Annotated in this window: 14 protein-coding genes; 5 read left to right on the top strand and 9 right to left on the bottom strand. The window is 64.9% G+C overall.

Features of this window, described 5'->3' with window-relative positions:
• Positions 1 to 71 precede the first annotated feature (71 nt).
• Positions 72 to 500 (top strand): hypothetical protein, encoded by a 429-nt coding sequence (locus JDO7802_RS13450; RefSeq protein ID WP_144430616.1) that lies wholly within the window; start codon positions 72 to 74, stop codon positions 498 to 500.
• Here JDO7802_RS13450 and ntrX read toward each other — a convergent pair.
• The 5 genes from ntrX to dusB all read right to left on the bottom strand — a co-directional run bounded on the left by ntrX (position 497) and on the right by dusB (position 7,553).
• On the bottom strand, positions 497 to 1,891 hold the full coding sequence (gene ntrX / locus JDO7802_RS13445) for a nitrogen assimilation response regulator NtrX (protein WP_055086376.1): 1,395 nt from the start codon (positions 1,889 to 1,891) through the stop codon (positions 497 to 499). The two genes, JDO7802_RS13450 and ntrX, sit on opposite strands and share 4 nt — an antisense overlap.
• Positions 1,892 to 1,893: 2 nt before the next feature.
• Entirely contained in the window at positions 1,894 to 4,122 is a 2,229-nt protein-coding gene (locus tag JDO7802_RS13440; RefSeq protein ID WP_245624193.1) for a sensor histidine kinase NtrY-like, read from the bottom strand.
• 74 nt (positions 4,123 to 4,196) lie between these two features.
• The gene (locus tag JDO7802_RS13435) at positions 4,197 to 5,552 is read right to left on the bottom strand and encodes a response regulator (protein WP_055086374.1); all 1,356 of its coding nucleotides are present in this window, start codon (positions 5,550 to 5,552) and stop codon (positions 4,197 to 4,199) included.
• Position 5,553: 1 nt separating this feature from the next.
• Positions 5,554 to 6,630, bottom strand: coding sequence for a two-component system sensor histidine kinase NtrB (locus JDO7802_RS13430; protein WP_055086372.1), 1,077 nt, complete (start codon positions 6,628 to 6,630; stop codon positions 5,554 to 5,556).
• On the bottom strand, positions 6,627 to 7,553 hold the full coding sequence (gene dusB, locus JDO7802_RS13425) for a tRNA dihydrouridine synthase DusB (RefSeq protein WP_055087254.1): 927 nt from the start codon (positions 7,551 to 7,553) through the stop codon (positions 6,627 to 6,629). The genes JDO7802_RS13430 and dusB overlap by 4 nt, the downstream gene beginning before the upstream one ends.
• 260 nt (positions 7,554 to 7,813) lie before the next feature.
• Here dusB and JDO7802_RS13420 point away from each other — a divergent pair, with 260 nt between their 5' ends.
• From JDO7802_RS13420 to JDO7802_RS13410, 3 genes are read left to right on the top strand one after another with little or no spacing between them, the layout of a single operon-like run.
• Positions 7,814 to 8,971 (top strand): bifunctional 2-C-methyl-D-erythritol 4-phosphate cytidylyltransferase/2-C-methyl-D-erythritol 2,4-cyclodiphosphate synthase, encoded by a 1,158-nt coding sequence (locus JDO7802_RS13420; RefSeq protein WP_245624192.1) that lies wholly within the window; start codon positions 7,814 to 7,816, stop codon positions 8,969 to 8,971.
• On the top strand, positions 8,971 to 9,456 hold the full coding sequence (locus tag JDO7802_RS13415; protein WP_055087252.1) for a phosphatidylglycerophosphatase A family protein: 486 nt from the start codon (positions 8,971 to 8,973) through the stop codon (positions 9,454 to 9,456). The genes JDO7802_RS13420 and JDO7802_RS13415 overlap by 1 nt, the downstream gene beginning before the upstream one ends.
• A 17-nt stretch (positions 9,457 to 9,473) precedes the next feature.
• Positions 9,474 to 9,935, top strand: coding sequence for a CinA family protein (locus JDO7802_RS13410; RefSeq protein ID WP_055086371.1), 462 nt, complete (start codon positions 9,474 to 9,476; stop codon positions 9,933 to 9,935).
• On the opposite strand, the gene JDO7802_RS13405 is transcribed toward JDO7802_RS13410, so the two are convergent.
• Complete coding sequence (locus JDO7802_RS13405; RefSeq protein ID WP_055086370.1) at positions 9,926 to 10,366, bottom strand: type II toxin-antitoxin system RatA family toxin; 441 nt, start codon at positions 10,364 to 10,366, stop codon at positions 9,926 to 9,928. The two genes, JDO7802_RS13410 and JDO7802_RS13405, sit on opposite strands and share 10 nt — an antisense overlap.
• 70 nt (positions 10,367 to 10,436) lie before the next feature.
• On the opposite strand from JDO7802_RS13405, the gene hpt reads away from it, so the two are divergent.
• The gene (gene hpt, locus JDO7802_RS13400; protein ID WP_055086368.1) at positions 10,437 to 10,979 is read left to right on the top strand and encodes a hypoxanthine phosphoribosyltransferase; all 543 of its coding nucleotides are present in this window, start codon (positions 10,437 to 10,439) and stop codon (positions 10,977 to 10,979) included.
• Here the strand turns inward: hpt and JDO7802_RS13395 are convergent.
• The 3 genes from JDO7802_RS13395 to JDO7802_RS13385 all read right to left on the bottom strand — a co-directional run bounded on the left by JDO7802_RS13395 (position 10,976) and on the right by JDO7802_RS13385 (position 14,867).
• The gene (locus JDO7802_RS13395; protein ID WP_055086366.1) at positions 10,976 to 12,025 is read right to left on the bottom strand and encodes a hypothetical protein; all 1,050 of its coding nucleotides are present in this window, start codon (positions 12,023 to 12,025) and stop codon (positions 10,976 to 10,978) included. The genes hpt and JDO7802_RS13395 overlap by 4 nt on opposite strands.
• Positions 12,026 to 12,091: 66 nt before the next feature.
• On the bottom strand, positions 12,092 to 13,189 hold the full coding sequence (locus tag JDO7802_RS13390) for an ABC transporter ATP-binding protein (protein WP_055086364.1): 1,098 nt from the start codon (positions 13,187 to 13,189) through the stop codon (positions 12,092 to 12,094).
• Positions 13,190 to 13,220: 31 nt separating this feature from the next.
• Positions 13,221 to 14,867, bottom strand: a complete 1,647-nt coding sequence (locus JDO7802_RS13385; RefSeq protein ID WP_055086362.1) for an alpha-glucosidase — start codon at positions 14,865 to 14,867, stop codon at positions 13,221 to 13,223.
• Positions 14,868 to 14,873 lie beyond the last annotated feature (6 nt).

The following is a 14,873-nucleotide window of genomic DNA, read 5'->3' as shown; positions in this document are numbered from 1 at the left end:
TCGAAGGACCGACGTTCGATGTGCGCGCGTGGGGGTGTTGCCCGACCGCCGCGTCGACCTACCGTCAGAGCATGAACAGATTTTTGACCTGCATCGCCCTGCCCTTCGTCCTGATCGGCTGCGCCCCGACGCTGGACCCGGTGTGGGTCAACCCCGGTGCGCCCGCCTTGCAGGCCGAACAGGATTTCCTGGCCTGCAGCGCCCGGGCCCGTCAGGATTTCCCCGAACGGTCCCGCATCACCACATCGCCGCGCATCACGTTGGGGACGGGCCTGTGCCGCAGCGGGGCCTGCATCGGGGTCGGCACCGGATCCGAAGTGTTCGACAGCGACCGGAACGAGCCGCTGCGCACCCGCGCCGTCGATGCCTGCATGCAGGCCAAGGGATATCGACAGGCCAGCCTGCCCGCCTGCCCCGCCGGCAGCGCGACCGTCTTGGCCAGTCAGCCGTTCGACACCCGCGGCTTGTGCGTGGCCAACGGGCGTATCGCGGCCCCCTAGTCGTCGACCCGCGCGACCCGCGCGCCGCCGCGTGCGGCCGTGACCACGCCCAGCGACTTGAGCTTGCGATGCAGGGCGCTGCGTTCCATCCCGACGAAGCTGGCGGTGCGGCTGATGTTGCCGCCGAAGCGGTTGATCTGCGTCATCAGGTACTGGCGTTCAAAAAGTTCGCGCGCCTCGCGCAACGGCAGGCTGGCCAGGCTGCCCGACAGGGTCATCTCTCCTGAATCGCCGCCGCCGTCGGTCGGGCTGGGCAGTTCCTGCGGATCGATCGGGCCGGTGCCATCGCCCAGGATCAGCACACGCTCGATCACGTTGCGCAACTGCCTGACGTTCCCCGGCCAGCGCATCGTTTGAAGCAGGGCCTTGGTTTCATCCGACAATTCGCGCAGCGGCAGGCCCTGCGCCTTGTTGAGCGATGCGATGAAGTAGTTGGCCAGTACCGGAATGTCGTCGCGCCGTTCTTCCAGGCTGGGCACGGGGATCGGTACGACGTTCAAGCGGTGAAACAGCTCCTCCCGGAACCGACCGGCGCGGATTTCCTGCTGCAGGTCGCGATTGGTCGAGGAGATGACGCGCAGATCGACGCGAACCTTGTCGGACCCGCCGACGCGTTGGAAGGCCTGGTCGACAAGAACACGCAGGATCTTGGATTGCGTGCCCAGTGGCATGTCGGCGATTTCGTCGAAATAGATGACGCCTTCGTGCGCCTGTTCCAGCAGCCCCGGCTCCACCCCCTTGTCCGCGCTTTCGCGTCCGAACAGGACGATCTCCATGCGGTCCGGCTCGATCGACGCCGACGAGACGGTGATGAAAGGCGCGGACGCGCGGTTCGATTTGGCGTGAATATAGCGGGCCGCCACCTCCTTGCCCGACCCTGCGGGTCCGGTCAGCATGACGCGGCCATTGGAATTCATGACCTTCTTGAGCTGCGAAACCAAGGTCTTGTAGGACACCGACTGACCGATCATCTCGGCCGACGATGCATCCTTGCGGCGCAATTCGGAATTCTCCGCCCGCAGCCGCGCCGTCTCCATCGCGCGGCCGACCACGACCATCAGCTGATCGATATTGAACGGTTTTTCGATGTAGTCGTAGGCCCCCTGCTTGATCGCCGCGACGGCGATTTCGATGTTGCCGTGGCCCGATATGATGATGATCGGAATGTCGGGATGCGTGCGGCGAACGGATTTCAGGATATCGATCCCGTCCATGTCGCTGTCTTTCAACCAGATATCGAGGATCATCAGGCTGGGCGGATCTTCCTCGATGGCGGCCATACATTCGTCCGACGTGCCGGCCTTGCGACAGGAATATCCTTCGTCTTCAAGGATATCCGAGATGAGGCTGCGGATGTCATCCTCGTCGTCGGTGATCAGAATATCGCCCATTTTCACGTCTCCTCGATCCGGGGAAGCCTTATGATGGCCTGTGCCCCTGTGTGTCCTGTTGCATCCGCGACGGCATCGACCAGATCGAGCGTGCCGCCGTGTTCTTCGATGATCTTCTTGACGATGGGCAGGCCCAGCCCCGTCCCCTTGTCGCGCGTCGTTACGTAGGGTTCGAACAGCCGCGCGCGGTCTTCCGGCAGCCCGACGCCGGTGTCCGAAATCCTGATTTCGAGATGAGTGGGGTCGGTATCGTCCAAATGAACGGTAACGGATTTCTGAAAATCGTCACCGGATCTTTCCACCCTTGTTTCAATGGCTTCTCCGGCGTTCTTCACAAGGTTGGTGAAGGCCTGACCCATCATCGTCGCGTCGAACTCCGCCATGACCGGGGTTGCCGGAATGTCTTGTTCGATCGGCACCGGGTCCAGCGCGGCGCGCTGCAAGATGACCGTTTCGCGCAGCAAAGCGGCGATGTCACCGCGCCGACGTTCGGGTTCGGGCATGCGGGCGAATTTGCTGAATTCATCAACGATGCGGCGCAAGTCATTGGTCTGGCGTACGATTACATCCGTCAATTCCCCGAGCTTGGCGGCGCTGTCTTCGCTCAATTCTTTGGAGAAGCGGCGTTTCAGGCGCTCCGCCGACAGTTGGATCGGCGTCAGCGGGTTCTTGATTTCATGGGCAATGCGCCGGGCCACGTCGCCCCAAGCCGCCATCCGCTGCGCCGAGACGAGTTCGGTCACGTCATCGAAGGCAACGACGTAGCCTTCGGCCATGCCATCGCTGCCGGGTCGCGTGGCGATCCGCACCAGAAGGTTTTCGAGCCGCCCGCCCCGGGCGATCCGGATCTCCTCCTGCACCGTTTCGGTAGGCGCGCTGCGCAGACGCGCGAACAGGTCGCCGTATTCCGGTACGATGCGGTCCAGATCCTCGCCGTAACGTTCGCCCTCGATCCCCAGAAGGCGATGCGCCGACCGGTTCATGAAGTCGATCTTGCCGAACGCGTCCAACCCGATGACCCCGGCGGTGACGGAGCTCAGGACGCTGTCGAACAGGCGACGGCGCCGCTCCGTCTGGGTGTTCGTCTCGACCAGGGCATCGCGCTGTCCCTTGAGTTGGCGGGTCATTTGATTGAACATCCGGCCCAGCATCGCAATTTCGTCGGTGCCCGCCTCCTCGGTCACGCGCACGTCCAGATCGCCTTGCCCGACCCGCTGCGCCGCACCGGCCAGACGACCGACGGGCCGGGACAGGCGTTCGGCGAACCACAGACCAGCCCATGTCGCCGCCAAGATCAGGATCAGCGCGAAGCCGAGGTAGAGCAGGCCAAACTCGAACAGCAGCCGACCCCGGTCCTGCTCCAATTGACGATAGAGTTGAGAGGTTTCCTGCGTCTGATCCAGCAATTCCAGGATCTCACCATCGACCGCGCGCGTGACGTAAAGATAGCGATCATTGTAGGCAGTCAGTTTAAGAAGGGCGCGGAACTCATTGATATCTTCGTCTTCTATCAGGATCACCGACCCTTCGGCGGCCCGCTGCATGAGGCTCGACTCGACCGGCACGAAGTCGAACAGATAAGAGCTGTCGCCCCGCGCCCGGATTTCGCCGCCGCCGTCGATCACGAAGGCTTCCTCCAACCCGCGCTGCACCAACTCCTGCCCTTGGGCCAGAAGCTGACGCAGGTCGCCGTCGGACATCAGGAACAATGACCGCTTGGCGACATTCAGATATCCGGCCAGGGCGCGTGCATCTTCGGTCAGACCGTCGCGATGTTCCTGGGTGTAGGCCTGCGCCGCCTCGACCGAATTGCCGAGTGCATTGCGCACGCGGTCGGAAAACCACCCCTCCAGGCCGATGTTGATCGTGACCGTGGCGAAAACGGCCGTCAAAACCGTCGGGATCAGCGCGATGCCGGTGAAGACACCGGTCAGCCGCAGGTGCAACTGCGACCCCGCAGACCCCGCACGCCGGGCGGCAATCATCCGGGTGACGCGCCGGACGACAAGTGCGGCGACCGCGAGGATATAGACCAGATCGGCCAGAAGAATGACGCGCAGCCACGTCAGGTCCCCCTGCGGTCCCCGCAGACCGAGGGGCAGGAAGGTCAATATGACGAGAACGGGACCCAGCACCACGAGGGTGAGGGTGAGGATTGTCTGGACCTGCCGCCGACCGCTCCATAAAAACGGACGGCTCAGGGCACCCTGTTGACTGGCAGAAGCCCGCAAGATCGCCTCATCTCAATGTCTTACCGCGCGTTGTTCCGTCGGGTTGTTCCCAATCTGCAACGCCTGTGTCCGGTTTACATCAATTTGCGGCGGCGTGTCACGAGGATATCGAGGTCGGTGATCTTCTTGCGCAGCGTATTTCGATTGATGCCCAGCAGGTCTGCGCATTTCGCCTGATTTCCGCCGGTGGCATCCAGCGCGATCTCGATCAGGGGCGCTTCGACTTCGCGCAGGATGCGCTGATACAGACCGGGGGCCGGAAGCTGCCCGCCTTGCAGGTCGAAATAGCGTTTGAGGTGCTTTTCCACGCTTTCGCTCAGCTTTTCGGAGGTCGCGATCACGCGCGGGCCCGACGCGATCGTGCCCAGGACGCCTTCGACCTCGGGCTTGGAAATTTCGGCCGCCGGCGACGTCAGCACCAATCTGCGCGTGATATTCTCCAACTGTCTGACATTTCCGGGCCAGGGATGCGCGCGGATCATGGACATGGCGTCATCCGAGAAGCGACGAACCGGGCCGCCCTCCCGCTCCGCGCGGGCCAGGAAATGCGCAGCCAGCAGGGGAATGTCGTCGACCCGTTCACGCAGGGCCGGCACCTCCAGCTGTGCGCCTGCGAGCCGGTAGTAGAGATCGGACCGGAACCCTTCGTCCAGATGAGGGGCCAGATCGTGCTGCGCCGTGGCAAGGATGCGAGGGCCCGACCCGCCCAGCCCGTCGAGCATTCGCACGACGCGGGTCTGGGTGTCGGCGTCCAGATCGCCGATTTCGTCGAACAGGATCGTGCCACCCCGCGCTTTGGCCAGCAGGTCGGACGGCCCGTCGAAGGACATCAGATCGGCCCCGGTCGCGGTCACGAACGGCAGGGTCCGCCGGTCGCTGAAATCGTGGATCGCGCGCGCGATCAGGGATTTGCCGGTGCCGGATTCACCCGAAATCAGGACGGGCAGATCGGTGTTCATCACCCGCGCGACCAGCCGGTACAGCGATTGCATCTGCGGCGTGCGACCGACCAGCGGCAGGTCGTCGGTCTGCTCGACGGTATCCTGGGCGGCGGTGGGCGTGCTGCGCTTCTGTTCCAGTGCGCGTGACGCCCGCTTCATCAGGTCGGGCAGATCGAAGGGCTTGGGCAGGTAATCATAGGCCTCCGCCTCGGCGGCCTGAATGGCGGTCATGATGGTGTTCTGGGCCGAAATGACGATCACTGGCAGGCCTGGCCGTTCCTGCGAGATTTTCGGCAGCATTTCCAGACCGTTGCCGTCGGGCATGATGACGTCGGTGATGACGAGGTCGCCCTTCCCTTCCTCGACCCACCGCAGCAGCGTGGTCAGCGAGGACGTCGCATGAACCTTGCACCCCGCGCGGGTCAGGGCCTGCGTCAGAACGGTGCGGATCGTGCGGTCGTCGTCGGCGACGAGTATCGTGCCATCCATATTAATCCTCGTTCATTTGGGTGTCTGTCTTGGCGTCTTTGGGGACCATCGGCAGCGACAGGCGGAACACGGTCCGACCGGGCGCGCTGTCGACGGAAATCCAGCCGTCGTGATCGCCCACGATCTTGGAGACGAGCGCCAGCCCCAGCCCGGTTCCGTTTTCGCGGCCCGAAACGAAGGGCTCGAACAGGTTCGAGGCGAGTTCGGCGGGAATGCCCGGGCCGTCGTCGATGATCTCGATCTGGAGAGGAACGGAACCGCCCGTGCCGTCGCTGTGGCGGACGCGCAGGGACAGCTCGTAAAAGGTGCGGATCGTGATGGTGCCGTCGGTCTGCGCAACCTGCGCCGCGTTCTTGAGCAGGTTCAGAAACACCTGGAGAAGTTGATCCGGGTCGGCCCACGTCGCCGGCAGGGACGGATCGTAGACTTCACGGATGGAAACATGCGACGCAAAGCCGACCAGCGCCGAGCGCCGCGCGCGGTCCAGCACATCGTGCAGGTTGACGGCGCGGCGTTGGGGCGGGCGCAGGTTGCCGAATTGCTCCACCTGTTCGAGGAGTTTCACGATCCGGCGGCTTTCCTCGACGATGAGGTCGGTCATTTCGACGTCTTCGCCCGACAGGTTCATGCTGAGCAGTTGGGCGGCCCCGGTGATGCCGGCCAGGGGATTCTTGATCTCATGCGCCAGCATTTCGGCCATCCCGATGGCTGAACGGGCCGCGGCGCGTGAATTGCGGGCCCGGTCCAGCCGTGAGGCGATATCCTGCGGGGCGATGAGGACGAGGACACCGCTTTCAAACGGTGCCAGATGAACATCGCACCGCAAGGCGGGTGCCGGGCCGACGCGCAGGCCGGTGTCGTGTAGCGTCAGCGGGGCGTGCGTTCGGCGGACCCGACCCGTGGCGGCGGCAAGGTCCCCCTCCAACTGGATCAGCGTGCAAAGGTCCCGGCCGGTGACGGATTTGATGGAGCGGTTGAGGAAGCCTTCCGCCGGCCCGTTCAGCGCCGCGATCCCGTCGCCCGCATCAAGGGCAAGGGCCGGAATGGGCAGCGCCTGCCAGAGATTGTCGAAATTCATGCGGCCTGCTTTCCGGGACCGTCCAGCGCACCGCAAAGCAGCCCGTCAACCGCCGAGACGGGTGCCGTCAGCACCGCGCGCCGCAGATCGGCGGGCGTGCCGGCGCGGTCCATGTACCAGCCCAGATGCTTGCGCGCGACGCGTCCACCCAAAGCGGGCCCATAGAAGTCGACGATGGCCGCATGATGTGTCCGCGCAAGATCGACGAAGCCGGTCGCATTCGGGACCGTCACCGGCCCGCCAAAGCCAAGGTCCCGCGCGATCTGCGCCAGGATCCAGGGCTGGCCCTGCATCCCGCGCCCGACCATGACGCCCGCCGCCCCCGACCGGGCCAGCGCCTGCCGCGCGGTCGCGGTGTCGGTGATGTCGCCGTTCGCAAGGACCGGGATGTCCATAGCCTCGACGATCGGACGGATCGCATCCCAATCGGCGTCGCCCTTGTAGAACTGGCAGCGGGTGCGCCCGTGGATCGTCAGCATCCGAATACCGGCATCGGCGGCGCGTCGCGCCAGTGCGGCAGTGTCGCGGCTGTCGTCGTCCCAGCCCAGTCGGGTCTTGAGCGTCACGGGCACGTCGGTCGCGGCGACCACGGCTTCGATCAGGCGCAAGGCGCGGTCGTGGTCGCGCAACAGGGCCGACCCGGAATAGCCGCCCGTCACCTTCTTGGCGGGACATCCCATGTTGATATCGATCATGCGCGCGCCCTGATCGGTCAGCAGACGCGCCGCCTGCCCCATCCACAGGCCGTCGCGCCCGGCGATCTGGACCGACGTCCCCTCGACGCGCGTGCCCAGCTCTGCGCGGTCGCGGACGGACGGCTTGGCCTCTACCATTTCACGGCTGGCCACCATTTCGGATACGACCAGCCCGGCCCCGAATCCCTGCACGATCTGCCGTGTCGGCAGATCGGTGATGCCGGCCATCGGGGCCAGCACCACGGGCGAGGTCAGCCTTAGGGCGGCCAATCGCGGGTCGAGGCGGGATGCGGTTTTTTCAGGCACGTGACTAATCTCTGGGCGGGTTGCAGGTTTGCTATGCCGATCAGAGGGGATACGGCAGGGGCTGGCGACAGGCTATCGATGCCCTCCCCCCTAATGCACAAAAAACAGGCGGGTCTCCATCGCTTTGCACGGAGATACGCCACGAACTTGCCGCCCGCCCCCGGCGACGGATAGGACAGGGCATGCCGTTGGAGGATACCATGCGCGAGCCGTCAGATCGACCAGATGCGACCGTCCTGATCGTGGCGGCAGGGCGCGGCCAACGCGCCGGCGGTGGCATGCCCAAGCAGTTTCGCGATCTGAATGGGACGCCCATCTTGGCGCGGGCGGTACGGGCCTTCGCGGGGCGCGTTGCGCGGGTGATTGTCGTGGTGCATCCCGACGACCGGGCGCAGGCGGCCATGATGGCGCCGGGCGCGACGCTGATCGACGGCGGGGCCACACGGGGCGCATCGGTCCGGGCCGGGCTGGCCCATGTCGAGACCGAGACCGTGCTGATCCACGATGCCGCGCGGCCTTGCGTGCAGGGGCCGGTTATCGATGCAGTGCTGGACGCCTTGACCCGCTGTCCCGCCGCCGCCCCCGCCCTGCCGGTCACCGATGCGCTGTGGCGTGGCGCGGACCGGGTCGCGTCGGTACAGGACCGCGCCGGCCTCTGGCGCGCGCAGACGCCGCAGGGATTTCGCACGGCCGCCCTGCGCGCAGCCCACGACGCGTTTGCGGGGGACGCGGCCGACGACGTGGAGGTGGCGCTGGCCGCGGGGCTGGACGTTGAAATCGTGCCGGGGCACGAGGACAACATCAAGATCACCGGCCCGGAGGATTTCGCCCGGGCCGCCCGCATCCTGGAGACGCGAGACATGGATATACGATTGGGCAACGGCTTCGACGTCCATCGGTTCGGGCCAGGCGATCACGTTGTCCTGTGCGGCGTGACGGTGCCGCACGGGCGTGGATTGCAAGGTCATTCGGACGCCGATGTGGGCCTGCACACGATTACCGACGCGATCTATGGCGCGCTGGCCGAGGGCGATATCGGGCGTCATTTCCCGCCCAGCGATCCGCAATGGAAGGGAACCGACAGCGCCGTATTTCTGGCGCATGCCGTCACGCTGGCCCGGGGTCGGGGGTTCACCATTGGCAATGTCGATGCGACGCTGATCTGCGAGGAGCCGAAGATCGGGCCGCACGCGACCGCCATGCGGACCCGCGTGGGCGAGATCATGGATCTGGCAATCGACCGGATTTCCGTGAAGGCGACGACGACCGAACGTCTTGGCTTTGCGGGGCGCGGCGAAGGCATCGCCTGTCTGGCGACCGTGACGCTGGTGAAGGCGTGATCGCGCGGGCCGTCGCGACCGTCGGGTATGTCGGGCTGATGCGCCCGGCCCCCGGCACCTGGGGGTCGGTGGCCGCCCTGCCCCTGGCCTGGGCCGCAATGCAGGCGGGGCCGGTTGCGTTCACCGTCTTGACCATCCTGATCCTGCCGCTGGGGTGGTGGGCGACGATGGTGGCGACACGGGGTGCGGCGGATCACGACCCAGGCGAGATCGTGATCGACGAAGTGCTGGGCCAATGGATCGCCCTCCTCCCTCTGGCCTGGGGGGCGGCGCGCGCCGGTGTGCCGGTCGAGGCGCTGTGGCCCGGATGGATCGCGGCACTGCTGTTGTTCCGGCTGTTCGACATCTGGAAGCCCGGGCCCGTCGGCTGGATGGACCGTCGTCACGATGCGGCGGGCGTCATGCTGGACGATGCGGTGGCGGGGGTCTTCGCGGCGATCGGCGTGATCGGCCTGGCCGCATTGGCGCATGGGGCGATGATGTGAGCGATGCGACGAGAAATGTGCGTGAATTATCGGAGACCTACCGCGCCAGAGGTTTGACGATTGCCACGGCCGAAAGCTGCACCGGCGGGATGCTGTCGTCCGCGCTGACCGATCTGGCGGGGTCGTCGGACGTTTTCCTGTGGGGTGCGGTGACCTACTCCAACGCGGCGAAGCGGTCGATGTTGGGCGTGTCGCAGGTGACACTGGTGGCGCAGGGGGCCGTGTCCGAAGATGTCGCGCGCGAAATGGCGGCGGGCGCGCGGGCACGGTCGGGTGCGGACGTGGCCGTTTCCATCACCGGGATCGCGGGCCCCGGCGGATCGGATCACAAGCCCGAGGGGCGCGTGTGTTTCGGACTGGCGACCGCGACGGATATCACCACGGAGACAGTCGAATTCGGTGCCTTGGGCCGCGACAGGGTGCGCCGGGCCGCGCGGGACCGGGCGCTGGCCCTGCTGGCCGTCGCCGCTCAGCCGTAGAGCTTGCGCGCGCGGGTCTCGAAGGCGGCGACGACGCGCTGCATGGCGGTGTTGAAGACCGTGCCGACGACCCGTCCAATGATCGGGTTGCGGAATTCGTAATCGATCCAGAAATGCACGGTGCAGCCTTGCTGCGTCGGCTCGAACGTCCATTCGGATTTCAGGAACTTGAACGGCCCATCAAGGTATTCCGTCTCGATCCGATGCTCTTCGGGCCAGAGCGTGACCTTGGAGCCGAAGGACTCCCGGAAGACCTTGAAGCTGATGATGAGGTCGGCAAGCATGATTTCGGGGTTGGTCCCTTCGCGCGAGCGGATGCGCGCGGCGGCCGTCCACGGCAGGAATTCGGGATAGCGCGCGACATCGGCGACCAGATCATACATCTGGTCGGGGGTGTAGGGCAGGTTTCGGGTCTCGGAATGGCGGGGCATCGGGCCTCTTGGTATCAACGTGTTGGCTATGTTAACGCCCGTTGTGGCCGATAGGTCCGGGGGGGACAATATGACCGACACCTATGTCATCGACCAGATGATCAGCGCCAAGGCCATCGCCGCGCGGATCGAAGCATTGGCCCGCGAGATCGAAACGCGGTTCGCGGGCACGGACAAGCTGGTGGTGGTCGGGCTTTTGCGCGGATCGTTCGTGTTCATCGCCGATCTGGTGCGGGAACTGGATTTGCCGGTGGAGGTCGATTTCCTGGAAGCCTCGTCCTATGGCAACAGCATGGAGTCGAGCCGCGAAGTGCGCATCCTCAAGGACTTGCGCGGCGAAATTCACGGGCGCGATGTTCTGGTGGTCGAGGATATCGTCGATACCGGCCACACCTTGCACCACGTCATCCGTTTGCTGCAATCGCGGGAACCCGCGCGGTTGGAGACCATCGCCCTGCTGGACAAGCCGGCGCGGAGGGAGGTGGATGTGAAAGCGACCTGGACGGGATTCGAGATTCCCGACGCTTTCGTCGTGGGCTACGGCATCGATTACGCGCAGCGGAACCGGAACCTGCCCTATATCGGCACGGTCCGGTTCATCGAAGGCCCCTAGCCCGGCATCCGCGCCTTGCGCAGATCGTGCAGCTGATCCTGGGACAAATGCACCTTGGCGTCGCCCTTGTAGTCCACCGCCGGCAGGCCGTTGAGTTGCCGGAAGAAGGAGATCAGCAAGGCCGAGGTGACGGCAACACCGCAGATCGCCTTGAACAGACGGGGCACCGTCTCGATCAGGGTGGCGTGATAGATGTCGGGCGTAAACGTCACGATCGCAACCTTCAACGGCTCGATCAGGACGTAGGCGGCGACGACCAGCAGGATGGCTTTGATCAGACCGAAGACCACGTGCTGCGGTCGCGCGATGCGGCCTGGCAGCAGGAACGGAATGGCAAGCATCGCGCCGACGCCACCATAGATATAGACCGCAAGCATCGGGTCCTTGCCGTGCGACAGCGCGGCGGCCTGAGACAGCCGGCCGTCCTGGATCAGCGTCCAAAGCATGTAGGCCGTCGCCATCAGCCCCAGACCCATGGCGCGCAGCATGGCCCAGTCGGCCACGATGTAGAGTTTCATCGCGGCCCCGAGGGCGGGCAGCTTCTTTTCGGGGATCTTGGCGGGCCGTTTTTCCTTGACCGGCTTGGCACCGACGGGATCGGGACGATCGGCGGGAACGCCGCTGCGCATTGACGGCAGCACCAGCAGGAGCATCAGGACGAACGGGAGGCCGACGGAGACAACAGGGCTGACCGGCTGCTGCATGAACGCCGCCGCCTCGGGCTCCAGAGTGGAGACCTGCGGCAGGACGTCGTAGAGCGGGATGCGGAGCAGTGGCCCCAGGAGCGCGCCGAGCGCCGGCAGAGCCAGCCAGATCAGATCGCGGGACCGTGTCGGACGACGCAGACCTTTTGGCAACCACCAGGGGACCAGCATGAAGATGCCCAGGCCGATGGCCGCGAACGGCACCCAGATTTCGACCTGCTGTATGGTGATGCCGGCCTGTTCGACCAGAACGCCCGCCTCCAGATATCCGGCGCCAAGGATCAGCAGGAAAAGCCCCGCAAGGCGGAGATAGAGGGCATAGACGAAACGCAGGACAGCCATCAGGGCCTCCGGAAGGAAGAAAAGCTTCTCTAACCTGCCCCGACTTTCTGGCCTAAATCGGGCGTCTCAACGGTAAAGCAGAGACACTCCGTTTCTAAATATGTGCACTTTTTCCGGATCGGCGGTCAGTCGCATGGATTTGCCGCGCTGTTCGGGATGGATGCCGGGCAGTTTGGCGATGACCGGCTCATGTTCGGGCGCGGCACGCTTGAAATAGATCAGCGTGACCTCGCCCAGGCTTTCCTGGATCTCGATCTCGCCTTCGTAGGCGTAGTTCTCGCCATCGGACTGAATCGCGTCTTCGGGGCGAAAGCCGACGTTGACCTGCGCGCCCATGTCTTCGGGCAGGGACGGAACGGCGGAGGTGATGGTGCCACCGCCGTCGTGGACCTTGAGCGTCGTGACCGCGCCGGTTCCGACGATTTCACCCGCGACGAGGTTCATGGCGGGACTGCCGATGAACTGCGCCACGAATTCGGAATTGGGCCGCTCATAGAGGTCGAGGGGGGAGCCGACCTGCGCGATGCCCTTGTTGGCCAGCACGACGATGCGGGTGGCCAGCGTCATCGCCTCCACTTGGTCGTGGGTGACGTAGATCATCGTGGTGTCGGGCATCTGCTCTTTGAGCTGCGCGATCTCGATCCGGGTGGCGACGCGCAGGGCGGCGTCGAGGTTGGAGAGCGGCTCGTCGAACAGGTACACCTTGGGGGAGCGCACGACGGCCCGACCGATGGCGACCCGCTGCCGCTGTCCACCGGACAAAGCTTTGGGCAGGCGGTCGAGGTATTCGGTCAGCTGCAGCTTCTCGGCCGCCGCGTTCACCGCCGCGTCGATCTCCGCCTTGGGCATCTTGGCGATCTGAAGTGCGAAAGCCATGTTGTCGCGCACCGTCATGTGCGGGTAGAGCGCGTAGGATTGGAACACCATCGCGATGCCGCGCTGGCTGGGCGGGATGTCGTTGACGACCTGCCCGTCGATTTCCAGGGTTCCGTCGGAAATCTTCTCCAGACCCGCAATCATTCGCAGGAGCGTTGACTTGCCGCAGCCCGAGGGGCCGACGAAGACCACAAGCTCCCCCGTCTTGATGTCGAGGTCGATGTTCTTGAGCACCTCGACCTTGCCGCCATAGACCTTGGCAACATCGGTCAGCTTCACGTCCGTCATGTCGTCCCTCCCCGTCAGTTTCGTCGGTGTTTCAGCTTGCCCGCAGGACGGCATAGCCCCAGCCGTTGAGATCCAGACCGGCCTGCCCCGGTTCGGTCGCGCCGATGCCGTCCACGCCCGTCCAGTTGCCAAGCGGCAGCGCGACCTGCACAGGCTCCTCCCCCATGTTGAACGCGCAGAAAATCCGGTCAGTGCCGTCGGTGCGAATGAACGTCAGCAGATCGCCGGTTGCGGTCAGATCGGTTTGATCGCCCTTGCGCAGCACCGTGTTGTCGGTGCGCAGCGCGATGATCCGGCGGTAATGGTTCAGCATCGAATCCGCGCGGTCTTCCTGTCCGGCGACGGCGCGGTTCAGGTGCTCGGGTGCGACCGGCAGCCAGGGTTCGACGTCGGAAAACCCCGCATTGCTGTTGGACGCTTCCCAGACCATCGGCGTGCGGCAGCCGTCGCGGCCCTTGAATTCGGGCCAGAACTGGATGCCGTAGGGATCCTGCAGATCCTCGAAGGCCACGTCGGCTTCGGTCAGGCCCAGTTCTTCGCCCTGATAGAAACAGACCGACCCGCGCAGACACGAGATCAGCGTGGCGTACATGCGGTTGCCCGCTTCGGTCAGGTGCCAGCGCGTCACGTGGCGTGACACGTCGTGGTTGGAGAATGCCCAGCAGGCCCATCCATCCGGCGCTGCGGTTTCCAGATGCCCGAAGACGTCCACGACCCGGTCAGCCGTCAGGCGTTCGGGGGCGAGGAAGTCGAAGGCATAGCACATCTGCACCCCCTGCCCGTCGCGCGTGTACTGACCCAGAAGCTCCATCCCCAATTGCGCGTCGCCCACTTCGCCAACGGCCGCGGCACCGGGAAATTCATCCAGAAGCGCGCGGAAGCGTTTGAGGAAGTCGAGGTTCTCGGGCTGGTTCTTGGAATAGATGTGCTCTTGGTGATTATAGGGGTTCACGCTGGGCGCGATGGTCGCGTTGCGCCGTTCGGGCGGCAGCGCGGGATTGTCGCGCAACTCCTTGTCGGCGAAATAGAAGTTGATCGTGTCGAGGCGAAAACCGTCGACCCCCCGCTCCAACCAGAAGCGGGTGACGTCGAGCAGTTCGTCCTGCACCGCCGGCGTGTGCAGGTTCAGATCGGGCTGCGACGACAGGAAGTTGTGCAGGTAATACTGGTGCCGCTTGCCGTTCCAACTCCACGCCGATCCGCCGAAGATCGACAGCCAGTTGTTGGGCGGCGTGCCGTCGGGTTTCGGGTCGGCCCAGACGTACCAATCGGCGCGCGCGTTGTCGCGGCTGATCCGGCTTTGTTTGAACCACGGATGTTCGTCGCTGGAATGCGACAGGACCAGGTCGATCATCACCCGCAGGCCCAGGCGATGGGCCTCGGTCACCAGACGGTCGAAATCCTCCAGCGTGCCGAACATCTCGTCCACGTCGCGGTAATCGCTGACGTCATAGCCGAAGTCCTTCATCGGCGAGGTGAAGAACGGGCTGATCCAGATGGCATCGACGCCAAGGGATGCGACATGCGGCAGGCGCGCGGTGATGCCGGCCAGATCGCCGATGCCGTCCCCGGTGCTGTCCTGGAACGAACGCGGATAGATCTGGTAGATGACACCGCCCCGCCACCAATCGATTTCGGTCGCGGGTTGGGCCGCATGGGCGGCGTTGGTCGCGGTCATGGCTTT

This window comes from Jannaschia donghaensis (genome assembly GCF_001403795.1).
GTDB lineage: Bacteria > Pseudomonadota > Alphaproteobacteria > Rhodobacterales > Rhodobacteraceae > Jannaschia > Jannaschia donghaensis.
Note: the sequence above shows the minus strand (reverse complement) of the source record. Positions and strands in the feature narration are given on the sequence as shown.